Below are 20,361 nucleotides of genomic sequence, written 5' to 3' on the forward strand. Positions count from 1 at the left end.
GCCCGTGCCCCAGGCGATCGTGGTCTCGGTGAACGGTGGACCCGAGGTACTCGTGCCCACCGAAGTCCCCTCGCGCGAACCCGGCGCGGGCGAGGTCCTGGTCCGCGTCGCCGCGGCAGGCGTCAACTTCATCGACACCTACCAGCGCGGCGGCGTCTACAAGGTCCCGCTGCCGTTCACCCCCGGCCTGGAGGGCGCGGGCACCGTCGAGGCCGTCGGCCCGGAGGTCACCACCCTCGCCGTCGGCGACCGCGTCGCCTGGGCCCAGTCGATCGGCAGCTACGCCGACCAGGTCATCGTCCCAGCCGCGTGGGCGGTCCCCGTCCCCGCCGCCGTGACCGACGAAACCGCGGCGGCCACCCTCCTGCAGGGCCTCACCGCCCACTACCTCGTGACCTCCACCCACCCCGTCCGCGAAGGCGACACGGTCTTGGTGCACGCCGCGGCAGGCGGCGTCGGTCTGCTCCTGGTCCAACTGGCGAAGTCCCGCGGCGCCCGGGTGATCGGCACGGTGTCCACACCGGACAAGGAACGCCTGGCCCGCGAGGCAGGCGCCGACGAGGTGATCCGCTACACCGAGGAAGACTTCGTCACCCGCACCAAAGCCCTCACCGACGGCACCGGCGTAGCAGCCGTGTACGACGGCGTAGGAGCCACCACCTTCGACGGAAGCCTCGCCGTCCTCAAACCCCGAGGCGTCCTAGCCCTCTTCGGCGGCTCCAGCGGCCCCGTACCCCCGGTCGACCCACAACGACTGAACGCAGCGGGATCGGTGTTCCTAACCCGACCGACGCTGGCCCACCACCTGGCCACACCGGAGGAAAACCGGTGGCGAGTGGACGAGGTATTCGGGGCAGTAGCCAGCGGTGATCTGCGAGTGAGCATCACCGGCCGCTACGCCCTATCAGACGCTCGGCAGGCGCATGAGGACCTGGAAAGCCGGAAGACCACAGGAAAGCTCCTCCTACTTCCCTAGCCCTTACCCGCCGCTGGATCCCCCAGCTCCACCCCCCGGGCAAGATCATCTGCCGCAAGAGCCCCCGATATACAGCCTATTGACGGATCCCGACAGATCCGGGGCAGCGATCAGGGCCTGTGGACAACAGAACACGTTGTGGACAACCACCCGCCGACCCACCCGGCCCGGCGGTGCCAACCCGCCCCCCGTCAGGCTCGCCCCAACCCACAGCGCCAGCCCGTGGACACTCGGAAGCTGGCGGTGCCAACCTGCCCCCCGTCAGGTCCGCCCCGACCCACAGTGCCAGCCCCTCGACAGTCGGACCCGCCGGTGCCAACCCGGCTGCCGTCAGGTCCGCCTCAGCCCACCTTCCCAGCCCGTGGACAGTCGGAAGGTCCGGTGCCATCCCAGCCCGCTCTCGGCTGCCCTGCCAACCCAGCCCGGCGGCCGTCGGAGTCGCTGGTGCCAAGTGCTCGATGGGGTGGACCTGTTTTGCGTGGGGGGACGGCACCCGTAGCGTTGTTCACGCGGCAGGGCCTGCTTTTGGGCCCCTGCTTTGCGGTTCTGCCACGGGTGTCGTAGGGGCCCCGCGCAAAACAGGTCCACCCCATCGAGCAAAGCTCGAAAATCGCGGATCGGGCCCGATGTTGCCGCCAGGCAACGAGGCGTCCGATCCCGGGGTCGCCGAGCTCGCCGCCAGGCGACGAGGCCGACCGTTCTGGGTCGCGATGCCGCAGGCGAGCCCCCGACCCACCACCCGAGCCCTATCGCGCCCCGCCCCCCACCGATGCCCAATCGGCGAAAGTGTGGGCATGCTCGCGAAAGGACCCCACGCAGTGATCACGGCGAACTACACTCCGTCGCGGAAGGTGGACTCCCCCACCGCCTTCCCGGCTGCCGTCGGACCGGTTAATCCCCCACGACCGTCCGGCGGCAGCCACCCCCGCCCGCGCCAGACGTCGATGGCGGGGGCAGAGCAGGGACCGCGTCAGACCAGGGACCGCATCAGACGAGCCCCCCGCCAGCCGAGAGGACGAAGGCCAGCGTCAGACGAGTTTCGTGGTTCGCGTCGCGAGCAGTCCCGCCGCCGCGCCCCAGCCGAGCAGTGTGACCACTGTGGACAGTGCGGGTGCCGTCCCGCGCACCAGCGCGTCGGTGAGCCCCTCGGTCAGCGCCGCCGAGGGCAGCAGTCGCACCACTTCGGCCATCCCGGCGGGCAGCGCGTCCACGGTCAACACGACGCCACCGGCGAGCAGCAGTACCAGCCAGATGACGTTCGCCAGCGCCAGCACGACCTCGGCCTTGAGCGACCCGCCGAGCAGCACGCCGAGCGCCCCGAACACCAGTGTGCCGAGCACCACCAGCACGACCGTCCACACCAGAGCGCCCACGGTGGGGGTCCACCCCAGCAGCGCTCCGGTCACGCCGAGCACGACCAGTTGCAGCGCCACCACCGCGAGGCAGCCCACGACCCGGCCGGCGACCAGCAGCCACCGGGGCAGTGCCGTGGCGGCCAGCCGCTTGAGCACCCCGTAGCGGCGGTCGAACCCGAGGGCGATCGCCTGCCCGGTGAACGCCGTCGACATCACCGCGAGCGCGAACACCCGCGGTACCAGCGAGTCGACCCTCGGCTCCGGCAGGTCGACGACCGTCACGTAGGTCAGGCCGATCAGCAGGGCCAACGGGATCAACAGGGTGAGCAGCACCTGCTCGCCGTTGCGCAGCGTCAGCATCGCCTCGGTGCGCGCGTGGGTCAGCAGCATCCGCGCCGGGGCGCCCGCGCCGGGTGCCGGGGTGAACGTGCCGGGGGCGAACCGCCCGCTCATGAGCGCAACTCCCGTCCGGTCAGGTCGAGGAAGACGTCTTCGAGGCTGCGTCGACCCACCCGCAGCTCCTCGGCGAGCACGCCCTGCTGCGCGCACCACGCCGTCACCGTGGACACCACCTGCGGGTCCACCGTCCCGGTCACCAGGTAGCCGCCGGGGGAGGGCTCCGACACCGCGCAGCCCTCGGGCAGCGCCGCGACCAGTAAACCCGTGTCCATGCCCGACTTGGCCCGGAACCGCAGCGCCTGCGTCTCCGGGCGCTCCTCGGTCAGCTGCGCCGGGGTGCCCTCGGCCACCACCCGACCGCCGTCGACGATCACCACCTGGTCGGCCAGCGCCTCGGCCTCCTCCATCAGGTGCGTGGTCAGCAGCACCGCGACGCCGTCGGCGCGCAGCGCGGCCACCAGTTCCCACACCAGCCGCCGCGCCTGCGGGTCCATGCCCGCGGTCGGTTCGTCGAGGAACACCAGCTCCGGGCGGCCGACCAGGGCGCAGGCCAGCGACAGCCGCTGCTGCTGGCCGCCGGAGAGCCGCTTGTACGGGGTCCGCGCGCACGAGCCCAACCCCAGGGTGTCGATCAGCCACGCCGGGTCCAGCGGGTTCGCCGCGCAGGCCGCTACCAGCCGCAGCATCTCGCCAGCGCGCACGCCGGGGTAGGCGCCGCCGCCCTGGGGCATCACGCCGATCCGGGGTCGCAGCCGGGCGCCGTCGGTGTGCGGGTCGAGCCCCAGCACCCGCACCGTCCCGGCGTCCGCGCGCCGGAAGCCCTCGCAGATCTCGACCGTGGTCGTCTTGCCCGCGCCGTTGGGGCCGAGCAGCGCCAGCACCGAGCCGGGCGCCATCGCGAAGCCGATGCCGTCGACGGCCGTGCTGGACCCGTAGGTCTTGACCAGGTCGGACACCTCGACGGCGGGCGTGTTCACAGCGGCCAAGCCTAGGGCGTGGGCGCCGTCACGGCCCCGGCGGGCGTCCACTCGGTACGCGGGATGTGCTTGCGGACCAGGGTCACCGCGACCAGGGTCACCGTGATCGCCCCGATGTAGGCGTAGGGCAGCACGAACACCCGGCCGTCGAAGGTCGCGCCGGTGGGGCCGAGTGCCACCGCCAGCGCCGCGCTGACGACCATCGCCGCGGTGCGGAACCGGGTGTTCCCGGCGCCCGCGGCCAGCGGGACGGCGGCCCACAGCAGGTACCACGGCTGCACCGTCGCGCCGAACACCAGCACCGCGCCCAGGCCGACCCCGAGCCCGGTCAGCGGCCGCAGCTTCCAGCGGAAGCTGTCCATCAGCAGCTTCGCCGCGATCAGCGGGCCGATCACCGCGCCGACCAGCCGACCGGCGGTGATCGCCGCCTCGATGTGGTTGCCCAGGCCGAGCACGATGCCCAGCCAGCCCGCGCCGAAACCGAGCGCGGTCATCGGCGCCATCCAGCTCTTGATGGTCGCCGCCGTGTTCAGCGTCGCCACCCAGCCGTAGCCCAGGCCGCTGCCCAGCGAGGTCGCGGTCAGCACGACGCCGAAGACCACGCCGAGCCCGCCCGCCACCAGGAACAGGTGCTTGTAGGACCCGCCCATCCGGCGCGCGATCATCACCCCGAGGAAGCCCAGCGCCAGCGCGGCCGGGATCTTCACCGCCGCGCCCAGGGTGATCACCGCGGCGCCGGTGGCGTACCAGAGCAGCTCACCGCGCTGCCACGGCGGGAACGGCCCGTCCGGGGTGACCCGCGGCATCCCGCGCAGCGCCAACTCGAACCCGACCAGCATCAGCCCGATCGCCAGCGCCTCGTTGTGCACGCCGACGACCAGGTGGAACAGCACCAGCGGGTTCGCCGCGCCCAGCCACAGCGCGCTGACCGGGCTCACCCCGAAGCGGCGCGCCAGCCGCGGCAGCGCCCAGATGACCATCGCCAGGCCCAGCAGCGCCAGCGCCCGGTGCGCGGCCACGCCGAGCACCACGTGGTCGCCGGTGAGCCAGTTGATCGCCTTGCCCAGGGTGAGGAACAGCGGCCCGTACGGCGACGGCGTCTCCCGCCACATCGTCGGCACGCCCTGGGTGAGCGGGTGGTTGACCCCCAGCGCCTGCGCCGGGCCGACCGTGTACGGGTCCTGGCCCATCGCCACGATCTCGCTCTGCGCCAGGTAGCTGTAGACGTCGCGGCTGAAGCTGGGCACGGTGAACACCAGCGGCGCGATCCACATCACCAGCGTGCGGGCCATCTGCGGCACCGACACCGCGCGCGCCCGGCCCGGCCGCGACAGCCTGCCCAGCGCCAGCCAGGCCAGCACGATCATGAAGACGCCGGTGAACGCGAACGCCAGCGCCACCGTGGTCATCCGGCTGAACAGCCCGAGCACCGGGATGCGGAACACCGGGTTGAACACCGGCGCCGCGCCCGCGCCGAGCGAGCCGATGGTCAGCAGCAGCGACCCGACCGTGCCGAACCGGCGCACCACGTCCAGTTGCCGCCGCTCGCGCTCGTCGAGCGGGCCGGACTCAGCCCGACCCGGCTCGTCCCGCGCGCGCGTCACCCGCGTCGTGTCTCCCGCCACCACGTCGGGAAGGGTAGCGGCAGGCCGATCCGGCGGAACCGGACCTGGGCGCGGGGCGCTAGCGCTACCGTCATGATCAACCGTGCCACCGGGGCCGGCGACCGCTCCTAGGGGCACCGATGCCTGAGCCCACAACGTTGTCGATCGTCCTGGCCGCCGCCGCGGGTCTGCTCTCGATCGGCCGCAGGCTCTGGCGCGCGGACTGGACCGGCCTGCCGCCCTGGCTCGACCTCGCCGCGGCCGTGGTGCTGGGGATCTTCGCCGACGCGCTGGCCGACACCCTCGACGAGGCGGGCTGGTGGGTCGTCGCGGCCGCGCTCGTGCTCGGGTTCTGCGGGTTCGGCTTCCTGGCGGGCGCCGCCGCGCTGACCGTCCTGCGGCTGCCCGACCCCGGGTTCCTGTCCTGGGTCGTCGTGCCGCTGCTGATCGGGTTCGCCTTCGGCTACTTCCTGCGGACCACCCGGGGCAGCGACCTGCCGGTCGCGGCGGCGGCCAAGGACGGCCGGCGGCCGGACAAGCGCTGGGGCCTCGCCGCCGTGGTGCTGCCCTACCTGCCCATGGTCTGCGTGCTGGCCGTCCCGCTGCCCGGCGGCGACTACGGCGACACCGCGGTGCGGATCATGGGCGCCGCCATGGTCACCACCTACCTGGTGGACGCCGAGCGGACCAGGTACGCGCTGCTGCGGCCGCGCCGGTGGACCACCAGGGCGGCGGAGATCTCGATGGTCCTCGCCTACACCGCGTTCGCGGCGAGCCCGGCGGGGGAGCGGGCCGCGCTGTGGTGGGCGGAGACCCCCGGCTTGGCCGGGTGGGGGTACTACCGGGTCGTCCTGGGCGCCGCCGTGGTGTTCGTGGCGCTGGCCTGGTTGATCGCCAACCAGGTCGTGCGGGGTCCGCTGATGGCGCTCGCGGTCATCGGTGCCTTCGCCACCAGGCTCGTGATGCTCGCCGCGCTGCTGCTCACCGCGTGCGTCTCCCTGTTCCACCCGCACCACGACCTGCTGGTCATGGCGGCCGTCGGTGGGCTCCCGGCGGCGCTGGTCGCCACCCGGTCCACCCGGCTCGGCCTGATCAACCGCCAGTTCGGCGACGTCGGCATGCTGGTCGCGCTCGACGACGCGACCAGGAACCGGCTGATCGACGACTGGGTCACCGACACCGCGACCGCCTCGCCGCCGGACCTGTCCCTGTCGGACGTGGCGGGCGCGCTGGCCTACCAGACGCTGCACAAGGAGCAGCCCGCCCCGCCCTGGCGGCCGAACACCGCCGGGGCGCTCGGCGTCGCCGAGGTCCTGCTCGACGCGGTCGACCGGCGGGTCGTCGCCGCGGCGGTCACCGACGAGCGGCTCGACCGGGCCCGCCGCGCCGCCCGCGGCGACCTCGCCCTGTGGCAGGCCAAGATCAGCGGCGAGCGGGACGACCCGGCGGCGGCGCTCGCGGCGGCCAAGGACGCGCTGGCCGCCTTCGAGTCCCTCGGCGCGCCGTTCGCCACGGCGCTGGCCTGGTCGGCCATCGTCGACCATGCGGGGGCCGACCCCGACCTCGACCCGGTGGCCGAGATCGACGGCTGGATCGCCGCGCACGAGCTGCCCACCGCCGCCCACCGGCACGTGCTCGGGTCCGCGGCCAGGGCCGCGCTCGACCGGGCCGACCCGGCCTCGGCCCGCGACCACCTGCAGCGCGCGGTCGCCCTGGCCGGTGGTGTCGCCGCCGTCACGTCGGCCATGCGCGCCGACCGGGTGCACTTCGGCGCCACCCCGCGCGAGCTGTGCGGCATGATGATCATGGTCGAGCGCCGGGTCGCGCTCGCCCTGCCGCCCGGTTAGCCGGGCGGGCCGATCGCGGTGGCGCTGCCGATCGGCGTAGTCCGGTCGAGGGTCACTCGAACGGGTCTTGTGACTCGGCTCACCGCTACTGACCCCCGTCTTTGCCAGGCGCCGGGAAATAAGACACACTTGTGTTGTGAAAAAGACCGCTCCCGCTCCGCGGGCCGCTGCGGAGGCCGACGCCCCCGCCTCGGCCGGGCAGCAGGCCGAGCGCCGCACCCGCGAGGGTGTGGCCAGGCTGCTGCTGGAACGGGGACCGGTCGCGGCGGTCGCGATCGCCGAGGCGCTGGGGTTGAGCTCGACCGCCGTCCGCAGGCACTTGGACGCACTGGTCGCCGACGGGGAGGCGTACACCCGTGACGCGCCCCGCCTCGGTGCCCGGGGCCGCGGCCGACCGGCGAAGCTCTTCCTGCTCACCGAGACCGGGCGGTCGCGGTTCGGGCACGCCTACGACGACCTCGCGATCTCCGCTCTGCGCTTCCTCGCTGAGAGCGGGGGGGAGCAGGCGGTGCGCGCGTTCGCCGAGCGCCGGGTGGCCACCCTGGTCGACCGGCACCGCGACGCGGTCACCGCGCCGGTGGATCCCGCCGGTCGAGCCGAGGCCCTGGCCGCGGCGCTGACCAGGGAGGGCTACGCCTCCTCGACGCGCAGCGTCGGGGCGGGGGAGCAGCTGTGCCAGCACCACTGCCCGGTGGCGCACGTCGCGGCGGAGTTCCCCCAGCTGTGCGAGGTCGAGACGGCGGCGTTCGCCGACCTGCTCGGCACCCACGTGCAGCGGCTGGCCACGATCGCCAGGGGCGACGCGGCGTGCACCACGCACGTCCCGCACCAGCCCCACGCACCCGGCACCAAGACGAGTTAGATCCGGACGGAGGGAAGTCCCCATGACTGCCGCTGCGCAGCAGCGCACCACCACACCCCAGCCGCTCACCCAGGACGAGACCCTGGCGACGCTCGGGCGGTACGAGTACGGCTGGGCCGACTCCGACAGCGCGGGCGCCAGCGCCCAGCGCGGTTTGTCGGAGGCCGTGGTCCGGGACATCTCGGCCAAGAAGAACGAGCCCGCCTGGATGCTCGAGTCCCGGCTCAAGGCGCTGCGCCTGTTCGACCGCAAGCCGATGCCCAGCTGGGGCGCCGACCTCTCCGGCATCGACTTCGACAACATCAAGTACTTCGTGCGCTCCACCGAGAAGCAGGCCCAGTCCTGGGAGGACCTGCCGGAGGACATCAAGAACACCTACGACCGGCTGGGCATCCCGGAGGCGGAGAAGGCCCGCCTGGTCGCCGGGGTCGCCGCGCAGTACGAGTCCGAAGTGGTCTACCACAAGATCAACGAGGAGCTCGAGAAGCAGGGTGTCATCTTCCTCGACACCGACACCGCGCTCAAGGAGCACCCGGAGCTGTTCGAGGAGTACTACGGCTCGGTGATCCCGCACGGGGACAACAAGTTCTCCGCGCTCAACGGCGCGGTGTGGTCGGGTGGCTCGTTCATCTACGTCCCCAAGGGCGTGCACGTCGAGATCCCGCTGCAGGCCTACTTCCGGATCAACACCGAGAACATGGGCCAGTTCGAGCGCACCCTGATCATCGTCGACGAAGACGCCTACGTGCACTACGTCGAGGGCTGCACCGCCCCGATCTACTCCTCGGACTCGCTGCACTCGGCGGTCGTGGAGATCGTGGTCAAGAAGGGCGCGCGCTGCCGGTACACGACCATCCAGAACTGGTCGAACAACGTGTACAACCTGGTCACCAAGCGGGCCAAGGCCGAGGCGGGCGCGACCATGGAGTGGGTCGACGGCAACATCGGCTCCAAGGTGACCATGAAGTACCCGGCGGTGTTCCTGATGGGCGAGCACGCCAAGGGGGAGGTGCTCTCCATCGCCTTCGCCGGTGAGGGCCAGCACCAGGACGCGGGCGCCAAGATGGTCCACATGGCACCGCACACCTCCTCGACGATCATCTCCAAGTCGGTGGCGCGCGGCGGTGGCCGCACCTCCTACCGCGGTCTCGTGCAGGTCAACAAGCGGGCGCACCACTCGAAGTCCACGGTGAAGTGCGACGCGCTGCTGGTCGACCAGATCAGCCGGTCCGACACCTACCCCTACGTCGACGTCCGCGAGGACGACGTGGCGATGGGCCACGAGGCGACGGTGTCCAAGGTCAGCGACGACCAGCTGTTCTACCTGATGTCGCGCGGCCTGACCGAGGACGAGGCCATGGCCATGATCGTGCGCGGGTTCGTCGAACCCATCGCGCGTGAGCTGCCCATGGAGTACGCGCTTGAACTCAACCGGCTGATCGAGCTTCAGATGGAAGGAGCGGTCGGTTAATGACCGCGGCTGTTGACAAGCCCCACTCGCACGGGGCTGTGGTGCCCGAGTCGTCTCGAGCGGAGTGGTTCACGTCCTTCGACGTGAACGCGTTCGAGGTGCCGTCCGGGCGCGAGGAGATCTGGCGCTTCACCCCGATGAAGCGGCTCGCCGGTCTGCACACCGGGGTCGAGGCGACCGGCTCGGCGACCGTCGAGGTCGACGCGCCCGCCGAGGTCACCGTGGAGACCGTCGAGCGCGGGGATGCCCGGCTCGGCGCGGCGGGCACGCCCGCCGACCGGGTCGCGGCCCAGGCGTACAGCTCGTTCACCGCGGCCACGGTCCTCACCGTGGCCAAGGAGACCCAGGCGTCCGCGCCGGTCCTGGTCACCGTGACCGGGCCGGGCGCGGGGCAGGTCGCCTACGGGCACCTGCAGGTCCGCGCCGAGCGGTTCGCCGAGGCCGTCGTCGTGCTCGACCACCGCGGGTCCGGCGTGTACGCCGACAACGTGGAGTTCGTGCTGGCCGACGGCGCGAAGCTGACCGTGGTGTCCATCCAGGACTGGGCGGACGACGCGGTGCACGTCTCCGCGCAGCACGCCAGCATCGGTCGCGACGCGCTGTTGCGGCACACGGTGGTCACCCTCGGCGGCGACCTGGTCCGGGTGTCGCCGACGGCGGCGTTCGCCGACAAGGGCGGTGAGGTCGAGCTCAACGGGCTCTACTTCGCCGACGCGGGGCAGCACTTCGAGCACCGCACCTTCGTCGACCACTCGCAGGCGAACTGTACGTCCAATGTGGTCTACAAGGGTGCGCTGCAGGGGAACGACGCGCACACGGTGTGGATCGGCGATGTGCTGATCCGCGCGGCGGCCGAGGGAACGCAGACCTACGAGCTGAACCGGAACCTGCTGCTGACCGACGGCGCCCGCGCCGACTCGGTGCCGAACCTGGAGATCGAGACCGGCGAGATCGCCGGTGCCGGTCACGCCAGCGCGACGGGCCGCTTCGACGACGAGCAGCTGTTCTACTTGCAGGCCCGCGGGATCCCCGAGGACCAGGCCCGCCGCTTGGTGGTGCGCGGCTTCTTCCACGAGCTGCTGATGAAGATCCAGGTCCCCGAGGTGCGCGAGCGCCTCGAGGCGGCCATCGAGGCCGAACTGGAAGCCGTAGGCGTATGAGACGGGCTTGTGCGCTGTCCGATTTGGACGACGACAAGCCGTTCGCCGTCGAGGTCGACGACGTCGCCGTGGTGCTGGTGCGCCGCGGCGACGAGGTCCACGCGCTGCGCGACGAGTGCTCGCACGCCGCGGTGGCGCTGTCGGAGGGCGAACTGTCCCGCAAGGGGCTGGAGTGCTGGCTGCACGGGTCGTGCTTCGACCTGCGCACCGGCGCCCCCTCCGCGCCACCGGCCACCGAACCGGTCGACGTGTACGCGGTGACCATCACCGGTGACGACGTGCTCGTCGACGTCACCCGCGCCGTGAACCACCCCCCGAACTGACTGAGCTCTTTCCCGCACAGGAGAAGAAGAACCACCATGGCCACCCTGGAGATCAAGGACCTGCACGTCTCGGTCGCGACCGACGACGGCGCCAAGGAGATCCTCAAGGGCGTCGACCTGACCGTGAAGGCAGGCGAGACCCACGCGATCATGGGCCCCAACGGGTCCGGCAAGTCCACCCTGTCCTACGCCGTCGCCGGTCACCCCAAGTACGAGGTGACCTCCGGCTCGGTCACCCTCGACGGCGAGAACGTCCTCGAGATGAGCGTGGACGAGCGGGCCCGCGCGGGCCTGTTCCTGGCCATGCAGTACCCGGTCGAGGTCCCCGGCGTGTCGATGTCGAACTTCCTGCGCACCGCGGCCACCGCCGTGCGCGGTGAGGCGCCGAAGCTGCGCACCTGGGTCAAGGAGGTGAAGGCGGCGATGTCCGAGCTGGAGATCGACCCCGCCTTCGCCGAGCGCAGCGTGAACGAGGGCTTCTCCGGCGGCGAGAAGAAGCGGCACGAGATCCTGCAGCTGGCCCTGCTCAGCCCGAAGATCGCCATCCTGGACGAGACCGACTCCGGCCTCGACGTGGACGCGCTGCGCGTGGTGTCCGACGGGGTGAACCGGTTCAAGGCCTCCGGGGAGACCGGCGTCCTGCTGATCACGCACTACACCCGGATCCTGCGCCACATCACCCCGGACTTCGTGCACGTCTTCGCGGGCGGGCGCATCGTCGAGTCCGGCGGTTCGGAGCTGGCGAACGTGCTGGAGGCCGAGGGTTACGTGAAGTACACCGGCGCCCAGGAAGCAGCGGGCGTCTGAGGGCGTTGCACCCGGTAGAGGCAAGCAAGAAGGGGGTACCGGTCAGGTGACCGCAGTGACCGCAGCACTGGACGTCGACGCCCTGCGCGCCGACTTCCCCATCCTCGGCCGCACCGTGCGCGACGGCAAGCGGTTGGTGTACCTGGACTCCGGGGCCACCGCGCAGCACCCGGTCCAGGTGATCGAGGCCGAGCGGGCCTTCCTCACCGAGCACAACGCCGCCGTGCACCGCGGCGCGCACCAGCTCGCCGAGGAGGCCACCGACGCCTACGAGTCGGCGCGCGCCCGCATCGCGGCGTTCGTCGGCGCGACGCCGGGTGAGCTGGTGTTCACCAAGAACGCCACCGAGGGCATCAACCTCATCGCCTACGCCATGGGCAACGCGTCCACCGCGGGTCCCGAGGCGGCCCGGTTCGTCCTCGGCCCGGGCGACGAGATCGTCACCACCGAGATGGAGCACCACGCGAACCTGGTGCCCTGGCAGCAATTGGCGCAGCGCACCGGGGCGACCCTGCGCTGGCTCGGGGTGACCGACGACGGCAGGCTCGACCTGTCCAACTTGGACTCCGTGGTGACCCCGCGCACCAAGGTGCTGGCGTTCACCCACCAGTCCAACGTGTTGGGCACGGTCAACCCGGTCGAGCCGCTGGTGGCGCGGGCCCGCGAGGTCGGCGCGCTGGTCGTGCTCGACGCGTGCCAGTCGGTGCCGCACTCGGTGGTCGACCTGCGCGCGCTCGACGTGGACTTCGCGGTGTTCTCCAGCCACAAGATGCTCGGCCCGTACGGGCTCGGTGTGCTCTACGGCCGCCAGGAGCTGCTCGCGGCCATGCCGCCGTTCCTCACCGGCGGGTCGATGATCGAGATGGTGGAGATGGCGCGCTCGACCTTCGCGCCGCCGCCGCAGCGGTTCGAGGCGGGCACCCCGATGACCTCGCAGGCGGTGGCCCTCGGCGCGGCCGTGGACTACCTGTCGGCCATCGGCATGGACCGGGTCGCCGCGCACGAGCACCTGCTCACCGTCGCCGCGCTCGACGGCCTCGCCGAGATCCCGGGCATCCGGGTCATCGGCCCGGCCGACGGCCACGCCCGCGGCGGCGCGGTGTCGTTCGTGGTGGCGGGCATCCACCCGCACGACGTCGGCCAGGTCCTCGACGACCAGGGCATCGCGGTGCGGGTCGGGCACCACTGCGCGTGGCCGCTGCACCGCAGGCTCGGTGTCCCGGCGTCGGTGCGGGCCAGCTTCTACCTGTACAACGACCTCGCGGACGTGGACGCGTTCCTGGCCGGGGTGCGGGAGACGAAGCGCTTCTTCGGGGTGGCCTGATGCAGCTGCAGCAGATGTACCAGGAGATCATCCTGGACCACTACAAGAACCCGCACGGGCGCGGCTTGCGCGACCCGTTCGACGCCGAGTCCTTCCAGGTCAACCCGACCTGCGGCGACGAGGTGACCCTGCGGGTCAAGCTCGACGGCGACCAGGTCGCCGACGTCTCCTACGACGGGCAGGGCTGCTCCATCAGCCAGGCGTCCACCTCGGTGCTGACCGACCTGGTGGTCGGCCGCCCGCTGGCCGAGGCGCTGACCAAGTTCGAGGCCTTCGTGGAGCTGATGCACGGCCGCGGCACCGTCGAGCCGGACGAGGACGTCCTGGAGGACGGCATCGCTTTCGCGGGCGTGGCCAAGTACCCCGCTAGAGTGAAGTGCGCCCTACTCGGCTGGATGGCTTTCAAGGACGCCGTCGCCCGCACCGGAGGATCGACATGACCGAGCCAGAAATCCAGCGCGGCGCCGCCGGGATGCCCACCCAGGCCCCCCGCGCCGATGTCGCCTCCTTGGACGACCTCGAGGAGGCCATGCGCGACGTGGTCGACCCGGAACTCGGCATCAACGTCGTGGACCTGGGCCTGGTCTACGACATCCGGGTGGAGGCGGACAACACCGCGACGCTGGACATGACCCTGACGTCGGCGGCGTGCCCGCTGACCGATGTGATCGAGGACCAGACGCGCGCCGCGCTGACCGGCGGCGGACTGGTGGACGACTTCCGGATCAACTGGGTGTGGATGCCGCCCTGGGGTCCGGAGAAGATCACCGAGGACGGGCGCGAGCAGTTGCGCGCCCTCGGTTTCACCGTCTGACCCCGCGTTTTCCCGGCGGCCCGCCCCCACTCCGGGGGCGGGCCGCCGTGCTGTGCGGGCACGGCGGTCGCGCCCGGTGGGGGCGGTCGGCAACTGGTGGTTAGCGGGGTGGCCCGAGCACCGCCGAGCACCGCGACCGGGACCGGGTCAGGCCGCTCGGGCGGCGGGGAATGCCTGGTGGGCAACGGATCCGGGCCGAAAGTCCCGGTGGTGTGCTGCGGGCACATCGACGTTCGTCGGTGGCGGCGGTGATCGACTTCTGTTCCCATGGTCGCGTGCCCCGACCCACTCGCGCCGAGCTCGCGGCGGCCAACGACCGGACCATCGCCGATGTCCTCGGCCCCGGCCTCGAGGTCCTGTTCTGCGGGATCAACCCCAGCCTGTACTCCGGTGCCACCGGCCACCACTTCGCCCGCCCGGGCAACCGTTTCTGGCCCGCCCTGCACCTGTCCGGGTTCACCCCCCGGCTGCTCGCCCCGCACGAGCAGCACCTGCTGCCCGACCACGGGCTCGGCATCACCAACCTGGTCGCCAGGGCCACCGCCCGGGCCGACGAGCTCGACGACCACGAGCTCAAGGTCGGCGGCGACCGGTTGCGCGGGCTGGTGGCCGAGTACGCGCCGAAGGTGGTCGCGGTCGTCGGGATCACCGCCTACCGGACCGCGTTCACCGCGCCGAAGGCGGTGGTCGGCCCCCAGGCGGAGCTGGTCGAGTCGGTGCGGGTCTGGGTGCTGCCCAACCCCAGCGGCCTCAACGCGCACTACCAACTCGACGACCTCGCCGCCGAGTTCGGCCACCTCCGGGCCTCGCTCGGCTGAACCCTGCCCGATATCGGGCACAGGAGTTGCCTCGGCCGTCGAGTCAATGCCAGGGTCGTGCGTGACCGAACCACCCGCCGAGCTGGTCCGCTACGTCGTGGGCACCACCGGGTTGCCCGCCGGGGTCGCGGCCAGGCTCGTGGCGGACGTGGTGGCGTACTTCGGCGAGAGCGTCGAGGAGTTCGTGCGGCGCAGGCACGGCGAGTTGCGGCGCAAGCAGGTGCGCAACGCCGACATCTGGGTGCGCATCGGCGCTGAGCTCGCGGCGCGGCCGGTGCGCGCGCCCGCGCTGAGCGAACGCCAGCTGCGCCGGATCATCTACGGCTAGGGAGAGACGGGCTATGTGCGGAATCGTGGGCTACCTGGGGGCCCGACCGGCGACGCCGGTGCTGGTGGAGGGGTTGCTCCGGCTGGAGTACCGGGGGTACGACTCCGCCGGGGTCGCGGTGCTGCGCGCGGGCAAGATCGCGGTGACCAAGACCGCGGGCCGGGTGCGCGACCTGCGCGACAAGCTCACCGACGACCCGGCCACGGTCGGCATCGCGCACACCAGGTGGGCCACCCACGGTGAGCCGTCGGACCGCAACGCGCACCCGCACCTGGACGCGGACCTGCGCATCGCGGTGGTGCACAACGGGATCATCGAGAACGCCGAGCAGTTGCGCGCCCAGCTCACCGCCGAGGGGGTCGAGTTCGCCTCCGAGACCGACACCGAGGCCCTGGCGCACCTCATCGCCCGCCAGGACGCCGCCACCCTGGAGGACGCCGTCCGCGCCGCCCTGCGCGGGGTGGAGGGCACCTACGGCCTCGTCGTCCTCGACCGCGCCCGGCCCGGCGAGCTGGTGGTCGCCCGCAACGGCAGCCCCATCGTGCTGGGCATCGGGGACGGCGAGATGTTCATCGCCTCCGACGTCGCCGCGCTGGTGCACCACACCCAGCAGGTCGTGTTCCTCGACGACGGCGAGCTCGCCACGGTGACCGCCGCGGGCTTCCGGACGTCCACTTTGGAGGCCCGGCTCACCAACAAGACCCCCACCACCGTCGACCTCGCCGCCGACGACTACGAACTCGGCGGCCACACCGACTTCATGCGCAAGGAGATGGCCGAGCAGCCCGAGGCGATCGCCAGGGCGCTGCGCGGCCGCCTCGACGAGCGGTTCGCCACCGCGCACCTGGGCGGGCTGGGTCTGGACCCGATGGCGCTGCGGGCGGTCAAGCGGGTCAAGTTCCTCGGCTGCGGCTCGGCCTACTACGCGGGCCAGATGGGCGCGACCCTGGTCGAGGAGTTGGCGCGCATCCCCGCCGACGCCGAGCCCGCCTCGGAGTTCCGCTACCGCAACCCGGTGGTGGACCCGGACGCGCTCTACGTCGCGGTGAGCCAGTCCGGCGAGACCCTGGACACCCTCGCCGCCGTGCAGGAGCTCAGGCGCAAGGGCGGCCGGGTCATCGGCGCGGTCAACGTCGTCGGCAGCGCGATCGCCCGCGAGTGCGGCAGCGGGCTGTTCCTGCACGCAGGCCCGGAGGTGTCGGTGGCCTCCACCAAGGCGCTGACGAACATGACCGTCTCGTTCGCGATGCTCGCCCTGCTGCTGGGCCGCGTGCGCGACCTCAGCGCGTCCGCCGGGCAACGGATCGTGACCGGGTTGCGCGCGCTGCCCGGGCACGTGGAGCGCGTCCTGGCCGACGACGCCGACATCGCCCGGATCGCCAAGCGCTTCGCGCACGCCGAGCACATGTTCTTCCTCGGCCGGGTGCGCGGCTGGCCGGTGGCCCGCGAAGGCGCGCAGAAGCTCAAGGAGATCTCCTACGTGCACGCGGAGGCCTACCAGTCCGCGGAGCTCAAGCACGGCCCGCTCGCCCTGGTCGACGCGAACATGCCCAGCGTGGTCATCGTCCCGGCCGACGACCTGCTGGCCAAGAACCTGGCCACCATCGAGCAGGTCAAGGCCCGCGGCGGCCCCGTCATCGCGATCACCAACGCCGAGCTCCCGAGTGGACTGGCCGACGAGGTCATCCGGGTTCCGCGCGGGGAACCGGAGCTGGACCCGATCCTGCTCACCATCCCGCTGCAGCTGCTGGCCTACCACACCGCGTCGGCGCTCGGCCGCGACATCGACAAACCGCGCAATCTGGCCAAAAGCGTCACCGTGGAGTGATCTCCGCGGCCCCTTGAGCACCCCTTGCCGACCCCTTGCCGGGCAATCCACGTATTCATTCACGCGGATGTGACACCTAGTTTTCCGCCCACCGGTCCGCTAGCCCTCGTCCACTCCACCGTGGACAGTGGGTCCCTGTCCTCCCGGGCCGGTGGAGGAGACGTCATGTCACGCAAGGGTCGCAAGGCTCTCGTCGCCGCGGCCGTCGCCGCGGCGACGGCCGTCGGCGCGACGGTCATCGCGGTCACCGCCACCCAGGCCGGTGCCGCGCAGGACCAGTTCGCCCCCGGCGCCCGGGCGCTGAGCCCGCAGCAGCGCACCGCCGAGCTCGACCGGGCCGGTGCCGAGGCCACCTCGGCCGCCAAGGAACTCGGCCTGGGCGCCAAGGAGAAGCTGGTCGCCAAGGACGTCGTCGTCGACAACAACGGCAGCCGCCACGTGCGCTACGACCGCACGTTCGACAAGCTGCCGGTCGTCGGCGGCGACCTGGTGGTGCACCGCAACGCCGACGGCCGGATCACCGCCGTCGACAAGGCGACCACCGAGGCAATCACCGTCCCGTCGGTCACCCCCACGATCGCCTCGACCAAGGCCGCCGCGCTCGCGCCCGCGCTCACCGCGGAGAACAAGGACGGCGCGGCCAAGCCGGAATTAGTCATCTACGCGATCAACCGCAAGCCGGTCCTGGCCTACCGCACCACCGTCGAGGGCGGCGGCGCCGAGGTCGTCGTCACCGACGCGGGCACCGGCTCCCTGCTCGACCGCTACGAGAAGCGGCACAAGGCGACCGGCAACGGCTACCACGTCGGCACCGTCGACATCTCCACCAGCTCCGCCTCCGGCGGCTACACCCTCACCGACACCACCCGGGGCAACACCCGCGTGCTCGACGGCAACGGCGGCTCCGAGAACAGCCCCGCCGCCCGCGCGACCGCCTACACCGACGCCGACAACGTGTGGGGCACCGGCCAGCTCAGCAACCGGCAGACCATCGCCGTCGACGCCTACTACGGCCTGGCCAAGACCTGGGACTTCTACAAGAACGCCTACGGCCGCAACGGCATCCGCAACAACGGCCAGGGCCACACGATGTACGTCCACATCGGATCCGGCCTGCTCAACGCCTTCTACGACGACAGCTGCTTCTGCATGGTCTTCGGCGACGGCAGCTCCACCAACCAGAACACCCCGCTGACCCAGCTCGACGTCGTCGGCCACGAGATGACCCACGGCGTCACCGCGGCCACCGCGAACCTCAACTACTCCGGGGAGTCGGGCGGTCTCAACGAGTCCGCGAGCGACATCTTCGGCACCATGGTCGAGTTCTCCGCGAACAACGCCAACGACCCCGCCGACTACTACATCGGCGAGAAGCTGCGCATGCCCACCGGCTACTTCCGCCGGATGGACAACCCCGCCGCCGACGGCAACTCGCTGAGCTGCTGGCGCTCCACCGCGGGCCAGGTCGACGTGCACTACTCCTCGGGCATCGGCAACCACTGGTTCTACCTGGCTTCCGAGGGCACCGGCAACAAGACCATCGGCGGCCTCGCGCACTCCGGCGGCACCTGCAACAGCACCACCTTCGCAGGCATCGGCCGGGACAAGGCCGCCGCGGTCTTCTACCGGGCGCTGAGCACGTACATGACCTCGACGACCAACTACGCCGGGGCGCGCACCGCGACCCTGCAGGCCGCCGCGGACCTGTACGGCACCAACAGCCAGGAGCGCTACCTGGTCAGCGTCGCCTGGGCCGCGGTCAGCGTCGGCACCGCCCTGCCGCCGCCCAGCACGACCACCACCCGCCCCACCACGACGACCAGCCCGACCGGTCCGACCACCACGACCCGGCCGACCACGACCACGCCGCCCACCACGACGCCGCCCACCACGACGACGAATCCGCCGTCGGGCAACGCGGTCACCAACGGCGGCTTCGAGTCCGGCCAGACCGGGTGGAGCGAGTCCGCCGTGGTCACCAACGGCACCCAGCAGGCGCCGCGCTCCGGCTCGTACTACGCGTGGCTGCTCGGCAACGGGCGCGCCGCCAGTGAGGCGATCAGCCAGCAGGTCCGGGTGCCCAGCACCGGTGCCCCCGCGCTGCGGTTCTGGCTGAAGGTCACCACCCAGGAGACCGGCAGCACCGCCTACGACGTCCTGCGGGTCCAGCTCAACGGCACCACGGCGGTCACCTACTCGAACGCCAACGCGGGCACCGCCTACGTCCAGCGGACGGTGGACCTCTCGGCGTACCGGGGCCAGACCGTCACGATCCGCTTCTCCGGCGTGGAGGACGCCTACCTCGCGACCAACTTCCTCCTCGACGACGTCAGCGTGAGCTGACCCGTCCGCGAACCTCCTCCCCGGCGTGTTGGCCCCCGCCGGGGAGGAGCCGACCTCGGCGACCCAGGACCACTGCGCTGGGTCGCCGAGGTCATCGCCGTGTCCACAGTGGCCGGTGGGCCACTGTGGACACGGGCCGCTCAGGGGATGAGCGGGTGGTTGCTCAAGAAGCTCCAGATCGTGGTGGTCGCCCCGATCTGCTGGGTGGTCTTGCCGGGGCCGCTGGACACCGGGGCGCCCGGCCAGGTGTGGTCACCGGTGACGATCTTCAGGTGCAGGACGTCCTTGTGCGGCAGGCACGACCCCCAGGTGACCCCGACGACCTCGCTGCTGAGCTGCGCGGTGACCGGCGTCGGCGCGCACGAGGCGCGGTTGGCCCAGGCCTGCGCCCAACTCATGACCGTGGGCAGCGGCTGCCCGTGGTTGCTGCTGTCGCCGGTGTAGGCGATGACCGAGTCCGCGGTGCCGTGGAAGTCGATGATCGGCACCGGCGCGGTCGGGTTGCCGCAGGCGGAGAGGGTGCCCGGGTAGAAGGCCCCCGCGACGACACCGAAGGCCGCGATGCGCTGGGGGAGTTGGCAAGCGAGCAGGGACACGAACCCACCGCCGTTGGACTTGCCGACCGCGAAGATCCGGTTCGGGTCGACGCACAGCGTCGCCTGCAGCGAGTCGAGCAGGTCGCGGACGAACTGGACGTCGTCGACCGCGGCCGCGTACGGCGCGCCCTGCCAGGCGCGCTCGTCGTCCTCGCCCTTGGCGCCCACCGGGTACACCGCGATGGTGTTGAGGTCGTCGATCTCCGAGTAGGCCTCGATGTCGTGGCCGTCCCCCTTGCGCCCGTGGAACGCCAGCACCAGCGGCTTGAGCTGACCCGGCTGGTAGGTGGTGGGCAGGTGGATCAGGTACTGGCGGGTCAGTCCACCCGAGACGATGGTCCGCGCCACCGACTGGCCGAGCGGCAGGGTGGTCGAGGTGTACTGGCACCCCGTCGAGGGGATGGCGGAGTTGTGCGGGGCGTCAGCGGCCGCGGTGTGCGGAAAGGCCAGCGCGGTGGCCGCGCAGAGCGTGGTGACGAGCGTGGTGGTGAGCGATCTCATGGCACCTCATGGGAATGGACCTGCGGTG

18 protein-coding genes are annotated in these 20,361 nt (G+C 71.7%); 14 read left to right on the plus strand and 4 right to left on the minus strand.

The window, feature by feature from the left end; translation table 11 throughout:
• Positions 1 to 4: 4 nt before the first annotated feature.
• A complete protein-coding gene (locus LV75_RS04390; RefSeq protein ID WP_253885307.1) occupies positions 5 to 976 on the plus strand; it encodes a quinone oxidoreductase family protein in 972 nt (323 codons plus the stop codon).
• Between the two features lie 1,028 nt (positions 977 to 2,004).
• Here the strand turns inward: LV75_RS04390 and LV75_RS04395 are convergent.
• The 3 genes from LV75_RS04395 to mptB are packed head-to-tail and all read right to left on the minus strand — an operon-like array spanning position 2,005 to position 5,335.
• The gene (locus LV75_RS04395; protein WP_253885308.1) at positions 2,005 to 2,784 is read right to left on the minus strand and encodes an ABC transporter permease; all 780 of its coding nucleotides are present in this window, start codon (positions 2,782 to 2,784) and stop codon (positions 2,005 to 2,007) included.
• Entirely contained in the window at positions 2,781 to 3,707 is a 927-nt protein-coding gene (locus tag LV75_RS04400) for an ABC transporter ATP-binding protein (RefSeq protein WP_253885309.1), read from the minus strand. The genes LV75_RS04395 and LV75_RS04400 overlap by 4 nt, the downstream gene beginning before the upstream one ends.
• 11 nt (positions 3,708 to 3,718) lie before the next feature.
• Entirely contained in the window at positions 3,719 to 5,335 is a 1,617-nt protein-coding gene (mptB, locus tag LV75_RS04405; RefSeq protein ID WP_253885310.1) for a polyprenol phosphomannose-dependent alpha 1,6 mannosyltransferase MptB, read from the minus strand.
• Between the two features lie 116 nt (positions 5,336 to 5,451).
• Here mptB and LV75_RS04410 point away from each other — a divergent pair, with 116 nt between their 5' ends.
• The 13 genes from LV75_RS04410 (at position 5,452) to LV75_RS04470 (ending at position 19,236) form a co-directional block, all read left to right on the plus strand.
• Complete coding sequence (locus LV75_RS04410; RefSeq protein WP_253885311.1) at positions 5,452 to 7,158, plus strand: hypothetical protein; 1,707 nt, start codon at positions 5,452 to 5,454, stop codon at positions 7,156 to 7,158.
• A gap of 136 nt (positions 7,159 to 7,294) precedes the next feature.
• A complete protein-coding gene (locus LV75_RS04415; RefSeq protein ID WP_372504132.1) occupies positions 7,295 to 8,020 on the plus strand; it encodes a helix-turn-helix transcriptional regulator in 726 nt (241 codons plus the stop codon).
• 22 nt (positions 8,021 to 8,042) lie between these two features.
• Complete coding sequence (sufB, locus tag LV75_RS04420) at positions 8,043 to 9,491, plus strand: Fe-S cluster assembly protein SufB (protein WP_253885312.1); 1,449 nt, start codon at positions 8,043 to 8,045, stop codon at positions 9,489 to 9,491.
• Complete coding sequence (gene sufD / locus LV75_RS04425) at positions 9,491 to 10,651, plus strand: Fe-S cluster assembly protein SufD (protein WP_253885313.1); 1,161 nt, start codon at positions 9,491 to 9,493, stop codon at positions 10,649 to 10,651. Before sufB ends, sufD begins: the two co-directional genes overlap by 1 nt.
• The gene (locus LV75_RS04430) at positions 10,648 to 10,974 is read left to right on the plus strand and encodes a non-heme iron oxygenase ferredoxin subunit (RefSeq protein ID WP_253885314.1); all 327 of its coding nucleotides are present in this window, start codon (positions 10,648 to 10,650) and stop codon (positions 10,972 to 10,974) included. The genes sufD and LV75_RS04430 overlap by 4 nt, the downstream gene beginning before the upstream one ends.
• Before the next feature lie 36 nt (positions 10,975 to 11,010).
• A complete protein-coding gene (sufC, locus tag LV75_RS04435) occupies positions 11,011 to 11,781 on the plus strand; it encodes a Fe-S cluster assembly ATPase SufC (RefSeq protein ID WP_253885315.1) in 771 nt (256 codons plus the stop codon).
• A gap of 46 nt (positions 11,782 to 11,827) precedes the next feature.
• Positions 11,828 to 13,105, plus strand: coding sequence for a cysteine desulfurase (locus LV75_RS04440; protein WP_253885316.1), 1,278 nt, complete (start codon positions 11,828 to 11,830; stop codon positions 13,103 to 13,105).
• Positions 13,105 to 13,545: a Fe-S cluster assembly sulfur transfer protein SufU gene (sufU, locus tag LV75_RS04445; RefSeq protein ID WP_253885317.1), complete on the plus strand. Its 441-nt coding sequence runs from the start codon at positions 13,105 to 13,107 to the stop codon at positions 13,543 to 13,545. The genes LV75_RS04440 and sufU overlap by 1 nt, the downstream gene beginning before the upstream one ends.
• On the plus strand, positions 13,542 to 13,919 hold the full coding sequence (locus tag LV75_RS04450; RefSeq protein WP_253885318.1) for a metal-sulfur cluster assembly factor: 378 nt from the start codon (positions 13,542 to 13,544) through the stop codon (positions 13,917 to 13,919). The genes sufU and LV75_RS04450 overlap by 4 nt, the downstream gene beginning before the upstream one ends.
• Before the next feature lie 275 nt (positions 13,920 to 14,194).
• Entirely contained in the window at positions 14,195 to 14,737 is a 543-nt protein-coding gene (gene mug, locus LV75_RS04455) for a G/U mismatch-specific DNA glycosylase (protein WP_253885319.1), read from the plus strand.
• A gap of 61 nt (positions 14,738 to 14,798) precedes the next feature.
• Complete coding sequence (locus LV75_RS04460; protein ID WP_253885320.1) at positions 14,799 to 15,065, plus strand: hypothetical protein; 267 nt, start codon at positions 14,799 to 14,801, stop codon at positions 15,063 to 15,065.
• 13 nt (positions 15,066 to 15,078) lie between these two features.
• On the plus strand, positions 15,079 to 16,893 hold the full coding sequence (gene glmS, locus LV75_RS04465) for a glutamine--fructose-6-phosphate transaminase (isomerizing) (protein ID WP_253885321.1): 1,815 nt from the start codon (positions 15,079 to 15,081) through the stop codon (positions 16,891 to 16,893).
• A gap of 165 nt (positions 16,894 to 17,058) precedes the next feature.
• On the plus strand, positions 17,059 to 19,236 hold the full coding sequence (locus LV75_RS04470; RefSeq protein ID WP_253885322.1) for a M4 family metallopeptidase: 2,178 nt from the start codon (positions 17,059 to 17,061) through the stop codon (positions 19,234 to 19,236).
• A 140-nt stretch (positions 19,237 to 19,376) separates the two neighbouring features.
• Here LV75_RS04470 and LV75_RS04475 read toward each other — a convergent pair whose 3' ends face one another.
• Positions 19,377 to 20,333: a CE1 family esterase gene (locus LV75_RS04475; protein WP_253885323.1), complete on the minus strand. Its 957-nt coding sequence runs from the start codon at positions 20,331 to 20,333 to the stop codon at positions 19,377 to 19,379.
• Positions 20,334 to 20,361: the final 28 nt, after the last annotated feature.

It is taken from the genome of Actinokineospora diospyrosa (assembly GCF_024171925.1).
In the GTDB taxonomy this organism is placed as follows: Bacteria; Actinomycetota; Actinomycetes; order Mycobacteriales; family Pseudonocardiaceae; genus Actinokineospora; species Actinokineospora diospyrosa.